Here is a 20,430-nt window from a genome sequence, read left to right on the forward strand (position 1 = left end):
ACAGGTCTAGTCCAATCCAAGACTACGCCCAGACGACCGGCCGGGGCTCCCCCTCGTTCCGGGCGGGCCGCTCAGCCGCCGAAGAGGTTCAGCTCCGCCGCCGTCACCCCGGCCAGCTCGTACCCGGCGGTTCCGTCCACGGGCCGGCCCGCGTACAGCCGTACGAGCGTGGCGGCGTCCCCGATGAACCGCCCCGGCGGCCGCTCACCGCTCACCTCGCCCAGCTTCAGCGGCTCGTCCACGTCGTCGAGGTCGGCGTGCAGCGGCACGTGACGGCGGTCGCGGGTGACCGCGGTCAGCAGCGCGAGCGCGTCCGGCAGCCCGCGCCCCGCGTACGCCCCCGGCTCGCCGAGGGCCACCCGGACATCACCCGCGTGCACCCACTCGCCCAGCGCGAGGCCGTCCAGGGCACCGCCCGCGCGGACGATCACCGGACCGGCCTCGGTCATGCCGCGCTCCAGCTCGTCCACGACCCGGGCGTTCGTCCAGTCGGCGCGTTCGGCGATGTCGCGGTCGTTCGACTCGGGCGAGAAGACGCCGTCCTCGAAGCGGTCCTCCACCACCCGCGTCAGCGCGCCGGAGCAGTGCGCCAGCACGTCCCGCACGGTCCAGCCCGGACACGCGGCCACCGGCAGCGCGAAGTCCCCGTCCGCCCGGGACCGCAGCAGCGGCACCAGCTCGTCGCGTTCGGTGGCCAGCAGCCGCCCGGGCAGCCCATGGTCGCGTACGTCGTGCACATCCGCAGGAGTCGTCATGGAACCCACGTTAGGGGCGGTCCCGCCCCTGCGGTCGGCGTTCCGGCAGGCGCAGCACGCCCCAGCGGACTCCTGCGGGCTCCCGCAGCCGAGGAGGGGTCATCGGCCTGGGACCGTCTTCCGCACGCCGCGCTCCCCCGCCGCCCCCGACACGGGTCCCGCTGCCCGAGGGAGCTCTCAGGGGCACCGGACCGGCGCGCACCGGTGACAATGGCCGCATGGCCGACCTCGACGCCCTGCGTTCCCGCTGGCTGCGCGCCCTCCTCCCGGCACGTGACGGCGCCTGTCACCCGGATCCGTACCGGTACGCCGACGAGTTGCTGCGCCGGTGGTCCGAGCCGCAGCGGCGGTACCACACGCTCGCGCACCTGACCGCGGTCCTGGACCACGTCGACGTACTGGAGGAGTACGCCGACGACCCGGACGTGGTGCGGCTGGCCGCGTGGTTCCACGACGCGGTGTACCTGCCCGACCGGTCCACCAACGAGGAGCGCTCGGCCCGCCTCGCCGAGCGCGCGCTGCCCGAGGCCGGGGTCCCGGCGGGGAAGACCGCCGAGGTGGCCCGGCTGGTCCGCCTCACCGTCACCCACGCCCCGGCCGGCGACGACCGGGACGGGCAGGTGCTGTGCGACGCGGACCTGGCGGTCCTCGCCTCGCCGCCCTCGGCGTACGCCGCGTACACGGCGGCCGTCCGCGAGGAGTACCACTTCGTGCCGAACGACGCCTTCCGCGAGGGCCGCGCCGCGGTGCTGCGCCAACTCCTCGGCCTGCCACGCCTGTTCCACACCCCGCACGGGCGCCGGGAGTGGGAGGCCACCGCCCGCTACAACCTCACCGGCGAGCTGGAAATGCTGTCGCCGGGCGATGCCCCGGCCCCGTAGCCTGCCCGGCATGCGGAGCATGGGCGGGGAACAGGTGGAAGAGGCCGTCGCGGGCGCCGTCGCGCTGCTGCGGACGGCGGCCGGCCGGGACTGGGAGACGGTGCGGGCCGGGCGCCTGGAGTGGAGCTGCCGGTACACGGCGGAGCACGTCGCGAGCGACCTCATCGCCTACGCGGGCCAGCTCGCCGGACGCGCCACCGAGGCGTACGTCCCCTTCGAGATCACCCTGGACGAGGGCACCGGCAACGAGGACGTGCTCCAGGTGATCGAGACGACCGGCGCGCTGCTCGCCGCGACCGTCCGCACCACGCCGCGCGAGGTCCGCGCCTTCCACCCGTACCCCTTCCGCAGCGCGAACCGCGAGGGTTTCGCCGCGATGGGCATCACCGAGGTCCTCGCACACACGCACGACATCGCCGAGGGCCTCGGCCTCACCTACGAGCCTCCCGCCGGGCTGTGCGCGGACGTCCTCGCCCGGATCTTCCCGCACGTCCGGCCGGGCACCGACCCGTGGCGCACCCTGCTGTGGGCCACCGGCCGCGGCGAACTGCCCGGACGCGCCCCGGTCACCGAGTGGCGCTGGCGCAACAACCTGCTGGTCCCGGCCGAGCGCCTCACCCTCCAGGGCGTCACCCCGGCCGCCGCCACCGACCTGGCCGCGGGCGGCGACGGGGGCTTCGACTGGGTCGGGGGCGGCCCCTACCAGGGCACCCGGGACGCGGCCGGAATGCTGCTGAAGGCGTACGAGGCGGGCGCGCACCGGCCGGAGTGGGGCGTGTTCGCGCTCGTGCGCCGCCAGGACGGCCGCGCGGTCGGCGGCATGGGCTTCCACGGCCCGCCCGACGAGGACGGCCGGGTGGAGATCGGCTACGACCTCGCCGAGGCCGCCCGCGGCCACGGCTACGCCACCGAGGGCCTGCGGGCACTGTCCGCGTGGGCGCTGGCCCGCGAGGAGGTGACGTCCGTGTTCGCGACGACCGAGCCCGCCAACCTCGCCTCCCAGGCCGTGATCGTCCGCGCCGGTTTCATCCGGGTCGCCGGGGACGAGGAGCAACTCGCCTACGAGCTGCGGGGCCCGCAGGGCTAGGGGGTGTCGTTCGGATCAGGTCGGCTCCAGGCAACGGTGCCTTGCGATCGACCCGAGCGGGGTCTGGTGCGTGCGGCTGCAAGGCGGAGGAGGGCGACAGGGCGGAGCCCTGGCAACCGACGGCAACGCCGCAGATGTGCGTGCCGACCCCGCGACCCCGGCAAGATCCGAACGACACCCCCTAGCGCGGCCGCGCGGAGCCGGAGCCCTTGCGTCGCCGCAGCCCCGCCCCGTGCAGCAGCCGCACCACCTCGCGGCTGCTGACCTCCAGCGCACCGGCGGACACGGCGTCGGCGTACCGCTGGGCGGGGAGGTCGTAGTGGTCGCGTTCGAAGGCGCGGCGCGGCACGCCCAGGGTCTCGGCGAACGCGTGCAGTTCGGCGTAGGAGACGTCGCTGACCAGGTGCGACCACATGCGGCCGTGGCCCGGCCAGGCCGGCGGGTCGATGTAGACGGTCACCGGGCCGTCCTCACGAGGAGCGGGTGCCGCCGACGGCACCGCCCAGCGAGCCGACCGCCGCGACCTTCACGCCCGCCTTGCCGCACACCCAGTGCGGGTCGGGACCGAGTTCGGGCTCGACGTCCAGCGCGTGCGGGTCGCCGGAGCCGCACACCGGGCACAGCGGCCAGCGGCCGTACCGCTCCAGCAGGGCGTCCTGCACGTCCTGCGCGACCAGCCCGGCCACGAACTCCGCGCCCTCCGGCCACTGCTCGACCCACCAGCGCCGCTGCACGACGGACTCCTCGACCAGCGAGACGACGTCCGGCTCGGCGACCTGGCCCGTCACCAGGTCGGCGAGCACGAGGGCGCGCGCGGCGTGCAGCGCCTGCTCCAGGGGGCTGATGGGGTCCATGCACCCATTGTGCGCACTCTTGACCCCCGCACCGAAACGAAAATATCTTTCATGAGTGACCGATGAAGTGAAGGAAACTTTCGCCTCTCCTCCCGCACCCGCCGCCCTGGTGGCCAAGGTGCGCACGCTTGCACCGTCGATGACCCGCTCCATGCAGCGGGTCGCCGAGGCCGTCGCGGGCGACCCCGCGGGCTGCGCGGCGCTCACGGTCACCGGGCTCGCCGAGCTCACCGGCACCAGCGAGGCGACCGTCGTGCGCACCGCCCGGCTGCTCGGCTACCCCGGCTACCGCGACCTGCGCCTCGCGCTCGCCGGGCTCGCCGCCCAGCAGCAGTCCGGCCGCTCGCCCGCCATCACGACCGACATCGCGGTCGACGACCCGATCGCCGACGTCGTCGCCAAGCTGGCCTACGACGAGCAGCAGACCCTCGCCGACACCGCCGCCGGACTGGACACCGTCCAGCTCGGCGCGGCCGTCGCCGCGCTCGCCGCCGCCCGCCGCACCGACGTGTACGGCATCGGCGCCTCCGGCCTGGTCGCGCAGGACCTCACGCAGAAGCTCCTGCGGATAGGGCTGATAGCCCACGCCCCGAGCGACCCGCACCTCGCCGTGACCAACGCGGTGCAGCTGCGCGCCGGGGACGTCGCCCTCGCGATCACGCACTCCGGGTCGACCGGCGACGTCATCGAACCGCTGCGGGCCGCCTTCGAACGCGGGGCGACGACCGTCGCCATCACCGGCCGTCCCGACAGTCCCGTCACGCAGTACGCCGACCACGTGCTGACCACGTCCACGTCGCGGGAGAGCGAGCTGAGGCCGGCGGCGATGTCGTCGCGGACCAGTCAGCTGCTGGTGGTGGACTGCCTGTTCGTGGGGGTGGCGCAGCGGACGTACGAGTCGGCGGCGCCGGCTCTCGCCGCGTCCTACGAGGCGCTGGCGCACCGGCACGGGCATCGCGGGAGACCGTAGGTCCCGCGGCACCGGGTAAGTACGGACACCGAAGTTGAAAAGAGCGGCTTCATGACTGCAACCCCCCACCACCCCGACCTCCGTTCCCAGTTGGAGACACTGACCACCGAGGCGTTCCGGCCGGAGCTCGCGGAGATCGACCGGATGCCCACCCTCGACATCGCGCGGGCGATGAACGGCGAGGACACCGCCGTGCCCGCCGCCGTCGCCGAGCGGCTGCCCGAGATCGCCGCCGCGATCGACGCCGTCGCCGCCCGGATGACGCGCGGCGGACGGCTGGTCTACGCGGGCGCCGGTACGGCCGGCCGGCTCGGCGTGCTGGACGCCTCCGAGTGCCCGCCCACCTTCAACACCGCCCCCGGACAGGTCGTCGGCCTCATCGCGGGCGGCCCCGACGCCATGGTCACCTCCGTCGAGGGCGCCGAGGACTCGGCCGAGCTGGCCCGCGCCGACCTGGACGCCCTCGCCCTCACCCCGGACGACGCGGTGGTCGGCGTGTCCGCCTCCGGCCGCACCCCGTACGCCGTCGGCGCCGTCGAGCACGCCCGCGCGCTCGGCGCCCTGACCATCGGCCTCGCCTGCAACCGGGGCAGCGCCCTGGCCGCCGCCGCCGAGCACGGCATCGAGGTCGTCACCGGGCCCGAGCTGATCACCGGCTCCACCCGCCTCAAGGCCGGTACGGCGCAGAAGCTGGTCCTGAACATGCTGTCGACGATCACGATGATCCGCCTCGGCAAGACGTACGGGAACCTGATGGTGGACGTCCGCGCCTCCAACGAGAAGCTGCGCGCCCGCTCGCGCCGTATCGTCGCGCTCGCCACCGGCGCCGCCGACGACGAGATCGAGCGCGCCCTGACCGCCACCGACGGGGAGGTCAAGCACGCGATCCTGGCCCTGCTGGCCGACGTGGACGGCCCGACGGCCGCCCGCCTTCTGGAGGACTCCGGCGGCCACCTGCGCGCCGCGCTGGCGGCGGCGAAGGGCTGACCGCACGCTCGGGGAGTGCACAAGGACCCCCACAAGGACCCCCACAAGAACCACCGCAAGGACCCCGCCGCCACGGCCGCCGCCCTGCTCCCCCTGGTCGGCGGCCCCGCGAACGTCACCTCCGTCGCCCACTGCATGACCCGCCTCCGCCTGGGCCTGGCCGACCGCTCCCGGGTCCGGGACGCGGCGCTGCGGGCGCTGCCCGGCGTGCTCGGGGTGGTCGAGGACGGCGACTCGTACCAGGTGGTACTGGGCCCGGGGGTGGTCGGCCGGGTGACGGAGGCGTTCGAGGCGCTGCTGACGGCCGGTGACGGCGGCACGACCACCGTCGGCGCGGGCCCGGCGAACGCCCCCGCCGGCACCACCGGTGCCCCGGCCGACCCGGCGGACACCCCGACCGGCACCGCGGGCCCTCCCACCGGCCCGGCGGACGCCCTCGTCGGCTCGTCGGACGCCCCCACCAGCACGGCGGACACCCCGACCGGCACCGCGGGCCCTCCCACCGACCCGGCGGACGCCCTCGTCGGCTCGTCGGACGCCCCCACCAGCACCACGGACACTCCCACCGGCACCGCCGACGCCCTCGCCCGGCGCGGCGCCGAGCTGAAGGCGCGGCAGAGGCGGCGCAACGCGACCCCGCTGAAGACGGCCCTGCGCCGCGTCGCGAACATCTTCGTCCCCCTCATCCCCGCCCTGATCGGCTGCGGGATCGTCGCGGGCATCGCCGGTCTGCTGACGAACCTGCGCTGGCTCCCCGGCATCACGCCCGCCCTGGCCGCCCTCTCCTCCGCCTTCATGGCGCTGATCGCGGTGTTCGTCGGCCACAACACGGCGAAGGAGTTCGGCGGCACGCCCGTGCTGGGCGGCGCGATCGCGGCCGTCGTCGTCTACCCGGGCGTGGCGGAGGTGACGGCGTTCGGCGCCGTGCTCGCCCCCGGCCAGGGCGGCGTCCTCGGCGCACTGGCGGCCGCGATGCTCGGCACCCGCGTCGAGAAGTGGTGCCGCGCCCGCCTCCCCGGCACCCTGGACGTCCTGCTCACCCCGACCCTGACCGTGCTGGTCTCCGGCCTGGTCACCCTCTACGTCCTCATGTACGCGGCCGGCGAGGTCGCCACCGCCATCGGCACGGCCGCGAACTGGCTCCTGACGACGACGGGCGCCCTGGCCGGCCTGGTCCTCGGCGGTCTCTTCCTCCCCCTGGTGATGCTGGGCCTGCACCAGGCCCTCATCCCCATCCACACCACGCTCATCGAGCAGCAGGGCCACACGGTCCTGCTCCCCATCCTCGCGATGGCGGGCGCGGGCCAGGTCGGCGCGGCGGCGGCCGTCTACGTCCGCCTGCGCCACGACACCACCCTCCGTACGACGATCAGATCGGCGCTCCCGGCCGGCCTGCTCGGCGTCGGCGAGCCCCTGATCTACGGCGTCTCCCTCCCCCTCGGCCGTCCCTTCCTCACCGCCTGCGTGGGCGGGGCGGCGGGCGGCGCCTTCGTCGGCCTGTTCGCGATGCTCGGCACCGACGTGGGGGCGACGGCGATCGGCCCGTCGGGCTGGGCGCTCTTCCCGCTCCTCGCGGGCGGCGGCGGCTGGGCGGTGACGGCGGGGGTGTACGGCGGCGGGCTGCTCACCGGGTATCTGGCCGGCTTCGCGGCGACGTACTTCTTCGGTCTGCCCGAGGGCACCGCCCGCACCGTGTGCGACTCTGGGAAACATGAACCACGCCCAGCTGACCGCCCTGGGCCGCGCCCTGCGTCTCCTCGGTGAGCACGGCGAGGCCCTGACCACCGACACGCCGGACGCCAAACTGCACGAGGTCCGCGCGGACCTGAAGCGCGCACTGGACCAGCTGGAGGAGAGCGTCACGACGACGGCCCCCAGCACCCGCTGCCCCGAGCACCCGAACGGCCCGGTCGACAAGGCCGCCCCCGACCTGTGCCTCCTGTGCGAGACCCGCCGCCGCACCGCCCGCCGCACCGAGTACAACGGCGGCCCGCTCCCCGCCCGGACCGCCGGCGAGCCGGTCCAGTCCCGGTACGGGGTGCGCGGCGACCGGCCGCAGCCCCAGCAGCGCTGGCTGCCCGAGCTGTGGAACGGGCAGGCGTGGCAGCTGTGCGGCACCCCGCGCCGCGACCGCCGCGAGGCCGAGCTGTACATCGCGGCCCAGCTGCGCGCACCCCGCGCGGCCATGGCGTACCGCCTCGTCCACGAGTTCACGGACTACGAGGTGCTGCGGGTGTGGGGGACGCCGGTACGGGTGGACATCGAACCGATGGGCGGGATCTGAACCCTGCCGGGTGTCTCCCTACCGGCGGGTGAAGCGGGTGAGCGTGACGCCGTTGGTGAAGGCGGTGCGCTCGGCGGCGTCGAACAGCGTGGGGTCGAAGACGCCGTCGACCAGCGGGACACCGGCGCCGGCGATCACCGGGTAGCTCTTGATCAGCAGTTCGTCGATCTCGGGCAGCAGGGCACCCGCGAGCTTTCCGCCGCCGCACAGCCAGATGTCCAGGCCGGTGTCCTCCGCCTTGAGCTCCCGGACGAGTCCGAGCGGGTCGCTCGGCACGACGGTGACGGCGGGGTCCGCATCGTCGGGCTTCAGGGTGCTCGACACCACGTACTGGCGCAGGTGCGCGTACGGGCTGGGGAACCCCTCGTCGAGACCGGGGCGGTAGCTGCCGAGTCCCATCAGGACGGTGTCGAAGCTCCGGTTGGGCACGTCCGTGAGACCGACGGCGGCGCGGTAGGCGGTCGGCACGGTCTCGGGGTAGAGCGGGTTGGTCCAGGCCGAGTAGGCGGCGGCCTGCCGTTCGTCGCCGATCGGGAAGAAGTCGAACTCGCCGCCGGGTCCGGCGATACGGCCGTCGAGGGTGACGGCGACGTAGTAGACGAGCTTGCGCAAGAAGAGCCCCTCACGTAGTACTCTGTTCGAAGTGGTTTGAACGTAGTACTACATACGGAGTGGTGTCAATGAGGTTGTACTCATGGTGAGAAGGAACGACCAGCGCCGCGCCGCCCTCGTCGACGCCGCGATCGAGGTCCTGGCCGAGCAGGGAGCCCGGGGCCTGACCTTCCGGGCGGTGGACACGGAGGCCGCGGTTCCGGGCGGCACCGCGTCCAACTACTTCGCCAACCGCGACGACCTGCTCACCCAGACCGGCGCCCGCGTCTACGAGCGCCTCCACCCCGACGAGGCCACGATCGCCCGCCAGCGGTCAGCCGGCCGCGACCGGGACACGTACGTCCAGCTCATGCGCGAACTCGTCGACCGCATCGCCTCGTTCCGCACCGGCTACCTCGCCCTGCTGGAACTCCGCCTGGAGGCCACCCGGCGCCCGGAGCTGCGCGCGATCCTGACCGAACGCATCCGCGCCGACGTCGCCGCCAACGTCTCCTACCACGAGGCGTCCGGCCTCCCCGGCGACGCCATGGCCGTCAAACTCCTCTACCTCGCCCTGAACTGGCTGATCGTCGAGCAGCTCACCCTGCCGGACGTCTTCACCCCGGCCGAGCGCGACGAGTTGGTGGCGGCGGCGGTCGAACGCATCGTGGCACCGGACCGGGACTGACGGCCCGCCAGGTCAGATCTGGTTCTCGCCGCCGTCGACGTACCAGTTGGCCCCGAGGACGAAGCTGCTCTGCCCGGAGGCGAGGAAGGCCACCACCGCGGCGACCTCCTCGGGGCGCCCCATCCGCCCGATCGCGGTGTCCGTGGCGAGCTTCGCCCGGACGGCGGACGCGTTCTCCGCACCGAAGAGGTTCGTGATCCCCGGGGTGTCGACCGGGCCCGGAGAGACGGCGTTGACCCGGATGCCGCGGCCCTTGAGTTCGTTGGCCCAGCCCCGCGCGAAGGACCGGACGGCGGCCTTGGACGCGGCGTACAGACTGAACGCCTCCGTACCGTTGTCACCGGCGGTGGAGGCGTTCAGTATCACCGACGCACCGTCGTTGAGCAGCGGCAGCGCCTTCTGCACGGTGAAGATCGTGCCCCGCACGTTGACGCCGAAGGTCTGGTCGATCTGCTCCTCGGTGATCTGCTCCAGCGGCGCGAGTGAGGCGGTCGCCGCGTTGGCGAAGACGACGTCCAGCCCCCGGCCCCGGGCACGGACCGCGTCGTAGAGCCGGTCCAGGTCGGCCAGGTCCGTGACGTCCCCGGCGACCGCCGTGACCTTCGCCGGGCCAATGGCCTCCACGGCCGCGTCCAGTTCGGCCTTGCGCCGGCCGGTGACGAACACGTGCGCCCCCTCGGCCGCCAGCCGCACCGCGGTGGCGAGGCCGATTCCGGTGCCGCCGCCGGTGATGACGGCGGTCTTGCCTTCCAGCTGTCCCATGACGAGTGCCCCTCCACAAGTTTTCGGTACCGATCGGTACTGAAAGCGACCGTAGCACATCCGCACCGACCGGTACCGAAGGCGTAGACTGGTGCGCATGGAGACGCGACAGAAGGGGCCGATCGGTCGACCGAGGGGCTTCGACGCCGACGAGGCCCTCGAACAGGCGATGCGGGTCTTCTGGAAGCAGGGCTACGAGGGCGCCAGCCTCACCGACCTGACCAGCGCCATGGGCATCACCCGCACCAGCATGTACGCGGCCTTCGGCAACAAGGAGGACCTGTTCCGCAAAGCCCTGGAACGCTACGCGGAGGGCCCCGCCGCCTACGTGGCCCGCGCCCTGCGGGAGCCGACCGCTCGCGAGGTGGCCACCGCGTTCCTGACCGGCGCCGTGCGGACCTCCACACGCCCCGGCTGCCCGCCCGGGTGCCTGGGAGTCCAGGGCTCCCTCGCCGCCGGCGGCACGGGGCTCCCCGTCCGGGACATGCTCGCCGCCTGGCGCAACGAGGGCGTCTCCCACCTCCGCGACCGGTTCCGGCAGGCCCTCGACGACGGCGACCTGCCCCTGGGCACCGACCCCGAGGACCTCGCCCGCTACCTCATGACCGTCGCCAACGGCATCGCGGTCCAGGCCGCCGGGGGCGCCGGCCGGGAAGACCTCCAGCGGGTGGCCGACATGACCCTGCGGGGCTGGCCACCCGCCTGACGGCAACGCGGAAGCGCCTCCTAGGGCCGCACACTCTCACGATTCGTCCTGCTCAGCCGTGCCCTCAGCACCTCCTCCGGCTGCGCCACCGCCACCGACGCCCGGGGGCAGTCCCACGCCCGGCCCCCGGCGACCGGCCGCAACCGCACGTCGCCGCCGGCGTGTCCCACCACCTCCCCCACGCGCCCGTCCCGCGCGTCCACGGCATGCGTCCCGACCGCCGGCCGCTCACCCCGCACCACCGACGCCAGCCGCTCGGCGACCCGGACGTTGCACCGCCCCAGATCCACCAGAGCGAACGGCTCGTCGCTCGCGCCGGTCACCGGATCGACACACAGGGACGGCAGCACGACCCCGACGCCCACGAGGGCCTGCCGCAAGGACTCGACGACTTCTTCGGTCGACCGCACCCTTCCTCACCTCCACGCTGAGTTTCCGAATCAGCACACAGCGTGTCTGCCCCGCCTCTAACCTGGCCATACAGGGCGCCCCAACAACCCCTCCTGTGCGACCGGAGTTTCACTGCCATGCCTGGACCGAAAGACCTCGACCCGTCGTCGTCCCCCCGCGCCCTGCTGGGCGCCGAACTGCGCCACGCCCGCGAGAAGGCCGGGCTGAGCCAGGAAGACCTGGGCGGACGGCTGTTCGTCAGCGGCTCGTTCATCGGGCAGCTGGAGTCCGGCACGCGGAGGATGCAGCCGGAGTACGCACGGCTGCTGGACGACGTCCTCGGGACGGAGGACTTCTTCCGGCGCAACTGCGCGGCTTCGGCGAAGTCGAAGTATCCGGAACATTTTGCGGAGGCGGCGGAAGCTGAAGCACAGGCCACGACCATGAGGGAGTACGCGCCGTTGCTGATCCCGGGCCTGCTGCAAACGCCCGCGTATGCAAGGGCGGTTTGCCGTGCGTACCAACCCACGGCACCGAACGAGGTGATCGAGGAACTGGTGGCGGCCCGGATGGAACGGACCCGTCTCCTCGCCGATCCAACAGTGCCTCAGTTGTGGGTCGTACTGGACGAAGCCGCGCTGCGGCGGGTGACCGGAGGCCGCGAGGTGATGGCCGAGGCGCTCGACCGCGTCATCGACCTGATCCGCAGGAGTCGGATCATCATGCAGGTTCTGCCGTTCGATGCGGGAGCGCATGCCTCGATGGAAGGCGCCATCAAACTGATGGACTTCGAGGATGCGCCACCGTTGGTGTACTTCGAGGGTGTTGGCACCGGGCGGCTGGAAGACGAACCCGCCGTCGTGCGGTACCAGCGTCACACGTACAGCCTCCTGTCAGCCTGTTCGCTGTCACCGGAGAACTCCCTGGCTATGGTCGAGGCGATGGCGCAGGATTACGCACATGAGGACCATTCCTGAGCACCAGCTGGACTGGTACAAGTCCAGTTACAGCGGGGGCAGCGGCGGCAACTGCCTCGAAGTCGCCCTCGGCAGCACGGCCGCCGTCCCGGTCCGCGACTCCAAGAACCCCCACGGCCCGGAACTGCTGTTCCGGGCCGACGCCTGGGCGGCGTTCGTCGGGAGTCTCAGGCGGCCGGCACTCGTCGACGAGCACTTCTAGGCGGGCCATCTGAAAGGCACGCCCGGAGACTGCCCGGCCCCACCCCGGGACACCGCGAGACCCCCCGCCAGAGCCGGAACACGCGATCGCCCACACGCGTACGCGGAGATCTGGCGCCGCGTGCAACCTCCGGGCCGGCAACGGGAGTAGGAGTGGATGGAGAGGCGCCCTCCGGTCCATCGACCCCACTTCCCGTAGGAGCAACGTGTCCAGCAGCATCAAGAAGCTCGCGGTCGCCGTCGGCGCGGTCGCCATCGTGGTCAGTACACCGGTAGCCGGTGCCTGGGCGGCCGACGGCTGGTCCGGTGACGCGTCCGGCAAGGGGCTGCGGACGCAGTCAGCCGTGCAGGGGGAGCAGCACCCGACTCGCCACACGCAGGACGGGGAACAGCGGAGCGTGACCCGTTCCGCCGGCTCCGGGATCATCGACGGCAAGGAGTGGTCGGTGACCCTGCAGTTCTATCCGGAGGTTCCGGAGGGCTTCCCCACCGAAGACCGGACCTCCGGCTTCGGTGGCTCCCGGCCCGTGGATCCCTCGCTGCTCTGCCAGCGGGTGTTCATCGGCGGGGTCCAGGTCGATCACCAGGCGGGACCGTGGGCGGGCTGCGCCGTCGTGGACGGCCGGGACGACTTCGTCGAAGGCGCCGGACTGCACGGCCTGACCGGCAAGGGCACCTCCGGGACCCGGATCTTCGTCGGCAACCCCGCTCCGGGTACGGCCACGGCCCGGTTGACTCTCGACGGCGGTACGGTCCGTACCGCCGAGGTCGTGACGCTGCCGGGGACCTCGTACCGCGCGTTCGCCCTGCCCGTCGCCGACGGGGAGACCATCGCGTCCGTCGACACCTTCGACCGACGGGGAAACCGGCTGACCCACGAGACGTACTGGGACTGACCCGCCGGTCCCCGGTCCCCGGGTGCCGCCCGCGCCCGGGGACCGGACCGTACCTCCTGCCCGCCCACACACCCGCAGGGACAGACCCTTCGTGCACATCGGACCGGCCCTCGCCGCCGAAGACGATTTCACGGCGTTCGCCTCGGCCTACTGGAGCCGCCTGGTCAGGACCGCCTACATGCTGACCGGGGATTTCCACGAGGCGGAAGATCTGGTGCAAACGACCCTGATCAAGGTGTACGCGCGGTGGGACCGGGTGCGGCGGGAGGACGCCGGCGCCTATGTACGGCGCGCGCTGGTGAACAACAACCGCAGCCGCCACCGCCGCAGACGGGTCGTCCACCTGCTCACCCCTCTGCTTCCGGACCGTCCGCAGGGGTCCGGCGAGACCGAACGTCTGGAGGAGCGCAACGTGCTGATGGAGGCCCTGGCCGAACTGCCCGAACGGCAACGTGCTGTGGTCGTCCTCCGTTATTGGGAGGACCTCGGGGAGGACGAGGTGGCACGGACCCTCGGGTGCACGCCCGGCACGGTCAAGAGCCAGGCTTCCCGCGCTCTCGCCAAGCTGCGGGCGCACCCCGCGCTGACATCGCACGACCGCGCGGATCTCGGAGGTGCCGCATGACCGCCTACCGCACACCCGGCGGACAACCGGATGCCTCGAGTGCCTCGGGCGGTTCGGACGCCTCCGTGCCGGACCGGCTCGGCCCCCTGCACGCTGCCGATTCCGCACAGGATGTGCGGCACGCGCTGGCCCGGGCGGCCGGGCGGAAGACGCCCGGACCAGCACCTGTGCAGGCCATCCTGGACGGTGCCCGTGCCCGGAGGTCGCGCCGCACCACCGTGAACGCGGCGGCCGGGGTACTGGTGGCCGCGGTCACGGCAGCCGTCGTCCTGCCGCTTCTGTCCGGCCCGCCGCAGGACGCCGGCCCGCGCATCGCGGCCTCGCCCCCCTCCGGCTCACCGGTTCCCGACGCGCTGGAAGCCGGAGAACGCAGCCGGGTGGTCCGCTCCGGCAGCATCGACGGCGAGGAGTGGTCGGTGACGCTGACGTTCTACCCGGACGCACCGGTCGGCTATCCCTCCGCTGACGCCGGCACCGGCGACGAGGCCGACCGCGACGCCGACGGGGACTTCGGCGGCGGTTCCCGGCCGGAGGGCCTCTCGCTGCTCTGTCAGCGGGTGCTCATCGGCGGGGTCCAGGTCGATCACCAGGCGGGACCGTGGGCGGGCTGCGCCGTCGTGGACGGCCGGGACGACTTCGTCGAAGGCGCCGGGCTGCACGGTCTGTCCGGCAAGGGCACGTCCGGGATCCGGATCTTCGTCGGCAACCCCGCTCCGGGTACGGCCACGGCCCGGTTGACTCTCGACGGCGGTACGGTCCGTACCGCCGAGGTCGTGACGCTGCCGGGGACCTCGTACCGCGCGTTCGCCCTGCCCGTCGCCGACGGGGAGACCATCGCGTCCGTCGACACCTTCGACGGCCAGGGCGACCGGCTGACCCACGAGACGTACTGGGACTGAAGCCGTCGGCTGACGGCTGCGCACCACGGGTTCCGGGACCTCGGAGCTGGTCCTGGATCACTTCCTCACCGGACGCCGCTGGACGTACGTACGGCAGTAGTGGGTGACTCCACGGACCTCACGCCGCGGTGCGCGACCGGATCAGGCCGGGGCGGGCCGGGTCAGCTGAGGGTCTTCAGCGACTCCGCGTCGAACGGCGCCAGCTCGTCGAAGCGGCCGGCCAGCACCTTACGGGCCCACTGCGGGTCCTGGAGCAGCGCGCGGCCGATGGCGACCATGTCGAACTCGTCGCGCTCGAACCGGTCCAGGAGGTTGTCGAGGCTGCCGAGCGCCGCACCCGCGCCCTGGAAGGAGTCGGTGAACTCGCCCTCCAGGCCGACCGAGCCGACCGTGATGACGGTCTTGCCGGTGAGCTTCTTGGTCCAGCCGGCGAGGTTGAGGTCGGAGTCGTCGAACTCGGGCTGCCAGTAGCGGCGCGTGGAGGCGTGGAAGGCGTCGACACCGGCCGAGGCGAGCGGGGTGAGGATGGCCTCCAGCTCCTCGGGGGTCTCGGCGAGGCGGGCGTCGTAGGCGTCCTGCTTCCACTGCGAGTAGCGGAAGATCACCGGGAAGTCGGGCGAGACCTTCTCGCGTACGGCGGCCACGATCTCGGTGGCGAAACGGGTGCGGGAGACCGGGTCACCGCCGTAGGCGTCGGTGCGGCGGTTGGTGCCCGCCCACAGGAACTGGTCGACGAGGTAGCCGTGCGCGCCGTGGATCTCCACGCCGTCGAAGCCGATGCGCTCGGCGTCGGCCGCGGCCTCGGCGAAGGCGCCGATGACGTCGTCCACGTCGCGCTGGGTCATCGCCTTGCCGGTGACCTCGTCCTCGCCGATCCGCAGGCCGGAGGGGCCGACGGCGGGGGCGTCGGGGAAGGGCTGCTCGCCCTGCTTGCGGACCATGCCGATGTGCCACAGCTGCGGCACGATCGTGCCGCCTGCCGCGTGCACCGCGTCGGCGACCTTCGCCCAGCCGGCCAGCTGCTCCTCGCCGTGGAAACGCGGCACGCGGTCGCTCTGCCCGGCCGAGTCGTGGCCGACGTAGGTACCCTCGGTGACGATCAGGCCGACACCGGCGGCGGCGCGGCGGGAGTAGTACGAGAGCACGTCCTCGCCGGGGACGCCGCCCGGTGAGAACATCCGGGTCATCGGGGCCATCGCGATGCGGTTGGGCACGGTCAGGCCGTTGATGGCCGTCGGACGGGCGAGGATCTGAGCGGCGCGCGAGGCGGCGTCGGAGGCGGTGATGGTCACGTGGGGGCTCCTCTGGAGGTACCGGTCGGTATGTGCATGCGCATGCACCTGCCGGTGACAACAACGGGCCCGCCCGTCCCGCCCATTCCGACCCTCCGCCATCAGTGGCGCAGGTCACAGCCGCAGTCCCGGCCGCAGTCGCGGTCGCAGTCGCGGTCGCGGTCGCAGTCGCGGTCGCAGTCGCGGTCGCGGTCGCGGTCCGGCGAGGCTGCGGGCCGGCGCCCGGCGACCGGGAGCGGCGCCATGACGATCCGCTGCGCGCCGATGACCAGGGCCTGCGGGAAAGGCCGGTGACACGCCCGAGGGCGGCACCCCCTGTCGGGGAGTGCCGCCCTCGGAACCGTAGGACGGTCGATCGACCAGAGGCCGATCAGAAGTCCATGTCACCGCCCGGCATGCCGCCCGGAGCACCGGCCGCGGCGGCCTTCTCCGGCTTGTCGGCGATGACGGCCTCGGTGGTGAGGAACAGCGCGGCGATGGAGGCGGCGTTCTGCAGGGCAGAGCGGGTCACCTTCGCCGGGTCGATGATGCCCTCGGCGATCATGTCGACGTACTCGCCGGTCGCGGCGTTCAGGCCGTGGCCGACGGTCAGGTTGCGGACCTTCTCCACGACGACGCCGCCCTCGAGACCACCGTTGACGGCGATCTGCTTCAGCGGGGCCTCCAGGGCGAGCTTCACGGCGTTGGCGCCGGTCGCCTCGTCACCCGAGAGCTCCAGCTTCTCGAAGACCTGGGAGGCCTGGAGCAGGGCCACGCCACCACCGGCGACGATGCCCTCCTCGACGGCCGCCTTCGCGTTGCGAACGGCGTCCTCGATGCGGTGCTTGCGCTCCTTGAGCTCGACCTCGGTGGCGGCACCGGCCTTGATGACGGCCACGCCGCCGGCCAGCTTCGCCAGGCGCTCCTGGAGCTTCTCGCGGTCGTAGTCCGAGTCGCTGTTCTCGATCTCGGCGCGGATCTGGTTGACCCGGCCCTGGACCTGGTCGGCGGAGCCGGCGCCGTCCACGATCGTGGTCTCGTCCTTGGTGATGACGACCTTGCGCGCGCTGCCCAGCAGGTCGAGCGTGGCGTTCTCGAGCTTGAGGCCGACCTCCTCGGAGATGACCTCGCCGCCCGTGAGGATGGCGATGTCGCCGAGCATGGCCTTGCGGCGGTCGCCGAAGCCCGGGGCCTTGACGGCGACGGACTTGAAGGTGCCGCGGATCTTGTTGACGACCAGGGTCGACAGGGCCTCGCCCTCGACGTCCTCGGCGATGATCAGCAGCGGCTTGCCCGACTGCATGACCTTCTCCAGGAGCGGCAGCAGGTCCTTGACGTTGCCGATCTTGGAGTTGGCGATCAGGATGTACGGGTCGTCGAGCGACGCCTCCATACGCTCCATGTCGGTGGCGAAGTACGCCGAGATGTAGCCCTTGTCGAAGCGCATACCCTCGGTGAGCTCCAGCTCCAGACCGAAGGTCTGGGACTCCTCGACGGTGATGACGCCTTCCTTGCCGACCTTGTCCATGGCCTCGGCGATGAGCTCGCCGATCTGGGTGTCGGCGGCGGAGATGGAGGCCGTGGAGGCGATCTGCTCCTTGGTCTCGACGTCCTTCGCCTGCTCCAGCAGGGCGGCGGAGACGGCCTCGACGGCCTTCTCGATGCCGCGCTTCAGGGCCATCGGGTTGGCGCCGGCCGCGACGTTGCGCAGGCCTTCCTTGACCAGAGCCTGGGCGAGAACGGTCGCGGTGGTCGTACCGTCACCGGCGACGTCGTCCGTCTTCTTGGCGACTTCCTTGACCAGCTCGGCGCCGATCTTCTCGTACGGGTCCTCGAGCTCGATCTCCTTGGCGATGGACACACCATCGTTGGTGATCGTGGGGGCGCCCCACTTCTTCTCGAGGACGACGTTGCGGCCCTTGGGGCCGAGCGTCACCTTGACGGCGTCCGCGAGCTGGTTCATGCCGCGCTCGAGGCCGCGCCGCGCCTCCTCGTCGAACGCGATGATCTTGGCCATGTGAAGTGGTCCCTCCAGGACTGGGGGTGATTCCTTCGGACCGCGCCCGCGCCCGCGACGGACGGCTCGCGTGCCGTGTGGTTCCTTCCCCACCCGGCCTGCGGGCCTCACCGACCCGGTCCTTCGTTGTCACTCTCACCTTCAGAGTGCTAACGCAATGATTAGCACTCGCCCCTGTCGAGTGCAAGCGCCTCTCGGGGATCGACACCCGGTCTCGGCCGACCGCGAACAAGGATCCGGGCGGGTCCGGGGAGACTCCGGGCCAGGCCCCGGGCCAGATCCGGGCCAGGTCCGGGCCAGGTCCTGAGCGGATCCGGGGCAGGCCGAAGGGCCCGCACCCCGGGAGGTACGGGCCCTTCGGATGAAGGCCAAATGCTGCGGTGGCCGCGCGTCTCAGGCGCTGAGGCGAACCATGTCGGCCTGCGGGCCCTTCTGACCCTGCGAGATCTCGAACTCGACCCGCTGGCCTTCTTCGAGGGTGCGGTAGCCGTCCATCTGAATCGCGCTGTAGTGGACGAAAACATCCGCACCACCGTCGACCGCGATGAAGCCGTACCCCTTCTCCGCGTTGAACCACTTGACGGTGCCCTGAGCCATGCCTAACTCCCCTATTACTGGCCCTTGCACAGATCCGCACTTCGCGGACCCGGGTCAGACCTCACCCCCCACGACTGGGGGCGTGCGCCGGAACGCGTCGACCGCGGCTGAATGTATCTGTCCAACTGCCCTCTGCAACAGGTCAATTGGACGAGAAATCTGGACGCGCCCGGTCCGGAATGTGGCGAGAATTCGCCTGAATTCGGGGCAAGTCAGGGCAGGCAAAGGGAACAAAAGCCGCGAAAGACGCCCACACTTTGGCTACATCTTGTCGGGCGTGCGGCAGGAACGAAGAGTTCCCGATCTTGTGATCGGGAGCCCGTTCCCCAACTCTACCGCGCTCAATCCCATGGAATTGCCCCCTCCGCTTCTCTTACGGAGGGGGCAGTTCGCGCTACGACGCGTATCAGCCGCCGGCGACCGCGGGAATGATGGAGACGCCCGCGCCGTCGGGGGTGGCGGTCTCCAGGCCCTGCTCGAAACGGACGTCGTCGTCGTTGACGTAGACGTTGACGAAACGGCGCAGCTTGCCCTGGTCGTCCAGGACTCGGGCGGCGATGCCGGTGTGGTTCTTCTCCAGGTCGGCGATGACCTCACCGAGGTTCGCGCCCTCGGCGCTGACCTCCGCCTTGCCGCCGGTGTAGGTGCGCAGGATGGTCGGGATGCGAACGGTCACGCTCATGCGAGGCCAGCCTCTCGGAAGGAGTCCAGGTTCGGGCGGATGGTGGCGGTGAGGCCGGTGCCGGCCACCGCGTCGAGGGTCTTCAGGCCGTCGCCGGTGTTGAGGACGACGGTGGTGAGCGACGGGTCTAGGACGCCGTTCTCGATCAGCTTCCTGGTGACGCCGACCGTCACCCCGCCCGCCGTCTCCGCGAAGATCCCCTCGGTGCGCGCGAGCAGCTTGATGGCGTCGACGACCTGCTCGTCGGTCACGTCCTCCACGGCGCCACCGGTGCGGCGGGCGATGTCGAGGACGTACGGGCCGTCGGCCGGGTTGCCGATCGCGAGGGACTTGGCGATGGTGTCCGGCTTCTGCGGGCGTACGACGTCGTGGCCGGCCTTGTACGCGGTGGACACCGGCGAGCAGCCCGCCGCCTGGGCGCCGAAGATCTTGTACGGCTTGTCCTCGACCAGGCCCAGCTTGATCAGCTCCTGCAGACCCTTGTCGATCTTCGTGAGCTGGGAGCCGGACGCGATGGGGACGACGATCTGGTCGGGCAGCCGCCAGCCGAGCTGCTCGCAGATCTCGTACGCCAGCGTCTTGGAGCCCTCCGCGTAGTACGGGCGCAGGTTGACGTTGACGAAGCCCCAGCCCTCGCCGGCCGGGTCGCCGATCAGCTCGGAGCAGAAGCGGTTCACGTCGTCGTAGTTGCCCTCGATGCCGACGAGCTCACCGCCGTAGACGGCGGCCATGACGACCTTGCCCTGCTCCAGGTCGTGCGGGATGAACACGCAGGAGCGGAAGCCGGCGCGGGCCGCGGCGGCGCCGACGGCGCCCGCGAGGTTGCCGGTGGAGGAGCAGGAGAGCGTGGTGAAGCCGAAGGCGCGGGCGGCCTCGATGGCCTGGGCGACGACGCGGTCCTTGAAGGAGTGCGTCGGGTTGCCGGAGTCGTCCTTGACGTACAGGCCGCCGGTGACGCCCAGCTCGCGGGCCAGGTTGTCGGCCTTGACCAGCTTGGTCCAGCCCGGGTTGATGTTCGGCTTGGTCGCCACGTCGGCGGGGACGGGCAGCAGCGGGGCGTAGCGCCAGATGTTGGCGGGGCCCGCCTCGATCCGCTTGCGCAGTTCCTCGGTGTCGTAGGCCGAGAAGTCGTAGGCGATCTCCAGCGGGCCGAAACACTCCTCGCAGGCGAAGACCGGGCCGAGCGGCACGCGGTGACCGCACTCGCGGCAGGAGAGGGCGTCGGCGGGGCCCAGATCGACGGATCCGGCGGGAACGGCAGCGGCGGGGGTGGTGGTGCTTTCGGCGGTCTGCACAGCCATGGAGGCGAG

Annotated in this window: 25 protein-coding genes; 13 read left to right on the forward strand and 12 right to left on the reverse strand. The window is 72.1% G+C overall.

The window, feature by feature from the left end:
- Positions 1 to 71: 71 nt before the first annotated feature.
- Complete coding sequence (locus ACZ7G3_RS21520; protein ID WP_470927574.1) at positions 72 to 755, reverse strand: maleylpyruvate isomerase family mycothiol-dependent enzyme; 684 nt, start codon at positions 753 to 755, stop codon at positions 72 to 74.
- A 218-nt stretch (positions 756 to 973) separates the two neighbouring features.
- Between ACZ7G3_RS21520 and ACZ7G3_RS21525 the strand changes: the two genes are divergently transcribed.
- Both ACZ7G3_RS21525 and ACZ7G3_RS21530 read left to right on the forward strand, forming a co-directional pair.
- Positions 974 to 1,636, forward strand: coding sequence for an HD domain-containing protein (locus ACZ7G3_RS21525; RefSeq protein WP_470927575.1), 663 nt, complete (start codon positions 974 to 976; stop codon positions 1,634 to 1,636).
- A gap of 10 nt (positions 1,637 to 1,646) precedes the next feature.
- Positions 1,647 to 2,723 carry a GNAT family N-acetyltransferase gene (locus ACZ7G3_RS21530; RefSeq protein ID WP_470927577.1) on the forward strand — a complete coding sequence of 359 codons (1,077 nt, stop codon included), beginning with the start codon at positions 1,647 to 1,649 and terminating at the stop codon, positions 2,721 to 2,723.
- A 181-nt stretch (positions 2,724 to 2,904) separates the two neighbouring features.
- Here ACZ7G3_RS21530 and ACZ7G3_RS21535 read toward each other — a convergent pair whose 3' ends face one another.
- Together ACZ7G3_RS21535 and ACZ7G3_RS21540 are read right to left on the reverse strand one after the other, a co-directional pair.
- Positions 2,905 to 3,183, reverse strand: coding sequence for a DUF4031 domain-containing protein (locus tag ACZ7G3_RS21535; protein WP_470927578.1), 279 nt, complete (start codon positions 3,181 to 3,183; stop codon positions 2,905 to 2,907).
- Positions 3,184 to 3,193: 10 nt separating this feature from the next.
- Positions 3,194 to 3,577 (reverse strand): hypothetical protein, encoded by a 384-nt coding sequence (locus tag ACZ7G3_RS21540; RefSeq protein ID WP_426596811.1) that lies wholly within the window; start codon positions 3,575 to 3,577, stop codon positions 3,194 to 3,196.
- A gap of 55 nt (positions 3,578 to 3,632) precedes the next feature.
- Here ACZ7G3_RS21540 and ACZ7G3_RS21545 point away from each other — a divergent pair, with 55 nt between their 5' ends.
- The 4 genes from ACZ7G3_RS21545 to ACZ7G3_RS21560 are packed head-to-tail and all read left to right on the forward strand — an operon-like array spanning position 3,633 to position 7,818.
- Complete coding sequence (locus ACZ7G3_RS21545) at positions 3,633 to 4,547, forward strand: MurR/RpiR family transcriptional regulator (protein ID WP_470927580.1); 915 nt, start codon at positions 3,633 to 3,635, stop codon at positions 4,545 to 4,547.
- Between the two features lie 51 nt (positions 4,548 to 4,598).
- On the forward strand, positions 4,599 to 5,534 hold the full coding sequence (gene murQ, locus ACZ7G3_RS21550; RefSeq protein ID WP_470927581.1) for an N-acetylmuramic acid 6-phosphate etherase: 936 nt from the start codon (positions 4,599 to 4,601) through the stop codon (positions 5,532 to 5,534).
- 15 nt (positions 5,535 to 5,549) lie between these two features.
- The gene (locus ACZ7G3_RS21555; protein ID WP_470927583.1) at positions 5,550 to 7,298 is read left to right on the forward strand and encodes a PTS transporter subunit EIIC; all 1,749 of its coding nucleotides are present in this window, start codon (positions 5,550 to 5,552) and stop codon (positions 7,296 to 7,298) included.
- Complete coding sequence (locus ACZ7G3_RS21560) at positions 7,246 to 7,818, forward strand: hypothetical protein (protein ID WP_426596815.1); 573 nt, start codon at positions 7,246 to 7,248, stop codon at positions 7,816 to 7,818. Before ACZ7G3_RS21555 ends, ACZ7G3_RS21560 begins: the two co-directional genes overlap by 53 nt.
- A gap of 18 nt (positions 7,819 to 7,836) precedes the next feature.
- Here the strand turns inward: ACZ7G3_RS21560 and ACZ7G3_RS21565 are convergent, their stop codons facing one another.
- Complete coding sequence (locus ACZ7G3_RS21565) at positions 7,837 to 8,430, reverse strand: dihydrofolate reductase family protein (protein WP_470927585.1); 594 nt, start codon at positions 8,428 to 8,430, stop codon at positions 7,837 to 7,839.
- A gap of 82 nt (positions 8,431 to 8,512) precedes the next feature.
- On the opposite strand from ACZ7G3_RS21565, the gene ACZ7G3_RS21570 reads away from it, so the two are divergent.
- Positions 8,513 to 9,097, forward strand: coding sequence for a TetR/AcrR family transcriptional regulator (locus ACZ7G3_RS21570; RefSeq protein ID WP_470927587.1), 585 nt, complete (start codon positions 8,513 to 8,515; stop codon positions 9,095 to 9,097).
- Between the two features lie 12 nt (positions 9,098 to 9,109).
- On the opposite strand, the gene ACZ7G3_RS21575 is transcribed toward ACZ7G3_RS21570, so the two are convergent.
- A complete protein-coding gene (locus tag ACZ7G3_RS21575) occupies positions 9,110 to 9,859 on the reverse strand; it encodes an SDR family NAD(P)-dependent oxidoreductase (protein ID WP_470927589.1) in 750 nt (249 codons plus the stop codon).
- Between the two features lie 97 nt (positions 9,860 to 9,956).
- Here ACZ7G3_RS21575 and ACZ7G3_RS21580 point away from each other — a divergent pair, with 97 nt between their 5' ends.
- Positions 9,957 to 10,565, forward strand: a complete 609-nt coding sequence (locus tag ACZ7G3_RS21580) for a TetR/AcrR family transcriptional regulator (protein ID WP_470927591.1) — start codon at positions 9,957 to 9,959, stop codon at positions 10,563 to 10,565.
- A 20-nt stretch (positions 10,566 to 10,585) separates the two neighbouring features.
- Here ACZ7G3_RS21580 and ACZ7G3_RS21585 read toward each other — a convergent pair whose 3' ends face one another.
- The gene (locus tag ACZ7G3_RS21585) at positions 10,586 to 10,975 is read right to left on the reverse strand and encodes a hypothetical protein (protein ID WP_426596820.1); all 390 of its coding nucleotides are present in this window, start codon (positions 10,973 to 10,975) and stop codon (positions 10,586 to 10,588) included.
- A 117-nt stretch (positions 10,976 to 11,092) separates the two neighbouring features.
- On the opposite strand from ACZ7G3_RS21585, the gene ACZ7G3_RS21590 reads away from it, so the two are divergent.
- The 5 genes from ACZ7G3_RS21590 (at position 11,093) to ACZ7G3_RS21610 (ending at position 14,553) form a co-directional block, all read left to right on the forward strand.
- On the forward strand, positions 11,093 to 11,932 hold the full coding sequence (locus ACZ7G3_RS21590; RefSeq protein ID WP_470927592.1) for a helix-turn-helix domain-containing protein: 840 nt from the start codon (positions 11,093 to 11,095) through the stop codon (positions 11,930 to 11,932).
- Entirely contained in the window at positions 11,916 to 12,134 is a 219-nt protein-coding gene (locus tag ACZ7G3_RS21595; RefSeq protein ID WP_470927593.1) for a DUF397 domain-containing protein, read from the forward strand. Before ACZ7G3_RS21590 ends, ACZ7G3_RS21595 begins: the two co-directional genes overlap by 17 nt.
- Positions 12,135 to 12,339: 205 nt before the next feature.
- Positions 12,340 to 13,029, forward strand: a complete 690-nt coding sequence (locus ACZ7G3_RS21600; RefSeq protein WP_470927594.1) for a hypothetical protein — start codon at positions 12,340 to 12,342, stop codon at positions 13,027 to 13,029.
- Positions 13,030 to 13,120: 91 nt separating this feature from the next.
- Positions 13,121 to 13,654 (forward strand): SigE family RNA polymerase sigma factor, encoded by a 534-nt coding sequence (locus ACZ7G3_RS21605; protein ID WP_470927595.1) that lies wholly within the window; start codon positions 13,121 to 13,123, stop codon positions 13,652 to 13,654.
- Positions 13,651 to 14,553: a hypothetical protein gene (locus tag ACZ7G3_RS21610; RefSeq protein ID WP_470927597.1), complete on the forward strand. Its 903-nt coding sequence runs from the start codon at positions 13,651 to 13,653 to the stop codon at positions 14,551 to 14,553. The genes ACZ7G3_RS21605 and ACZ7G3_RS21610 overlap by 4 nt, the downstream gene beginning before the upstream one ends.
- Positions 14,554 to 14,714: 161 nt before the next feature.
- Here ACZ7G3_RS21610 and ACZ7G3_RS21615 read toward each other — a convergent pair whose 3' ends face one another.
- The 6 genes from ACZ7G3_RS21615 to thrC form a co-directional block, all read right to left on the reverse strand.
- Complete coding sequence (locus ACZ7G3_RS21615; protein ID WP_470927598.1) at positions 14,715 to 15,845, reverse strand: NADH:flavin oxidoreductase; 1,131 nt, start codon at positions 15,843 to 15,845, stop codon at positions 14,715 to 14,717.
- Positions 15,846 to 15,946: 101 nt separating this feature from the next.
- The gene (locus ACZ7G3_RS21620; protein WP_470927600.1) at positions 15,947 to 16,090 is read right to left on the reverse strand and encodes a hypothetical protein; all 144 of its coding nucleotides are present in this window, start codon (positions 16,088 to 16,090) and stop codon (positions 15,947 to 15,949) included.
- A gap of 125 nt (positions 16,091 to 16,215) precedes the next feature.
- Positions 16,216 to 17,841, reverse strand: a complete 1,626-nt coding sequence (gene groL, locus ACZ7G3_RS21625; protein WP_356359560.1) for a chaperonin GroEL — start codon at positions 17,839 to 17,841, stop codon at positions 16,216 to 16,218.
- 393 nt (positions 17,842 to 18,234) lie between these two features.
- Complete coding sequence (locus ACZ7G3_RS21630) at positions 18,235 to 18,438, reverse strand: cold-shock protein (RefSeq protein WP_004929928.1); 204 nt, start codon at positions 18,436 to 18,438, stop codon at positions 18,235 to 18,237.
- Between the two features lie 406 nt (positions 18,439 to 18,844).
- Positions 18,845 to 19,120, reverse strand: a complete 276-nt coding sequence (locus ACZ7G3_RS21635; RefSeq protein WP_426596827.1) for a MoaD/ThiS family protein — start codon at positions 19,118 to 19,120, stop codon at positions 18,845 to 18,847.
- On the reverse strand, positions 19,117 to 20,421 hold the full coding sequence (gene thrC / locus ACZ7G3_RS21640) for a threonine synthase (RefSeq protein ID WP_470927603.1): 1,305 nt from the start codon (positions 20,419 to 20,421) through the stop codon (positions 19,117 to 19,119). Before thrC ends, ACZ7G3_RS21635 begins: the two co-directional genes overlap by 4 nt.
- Positions 20,422 to 20,430: the final 9 nt, after the last annotated feature.

The sequence above is a fragment of the Streptomyces sp. NPDC037271 genome (genome assembly GCF_055603605.1).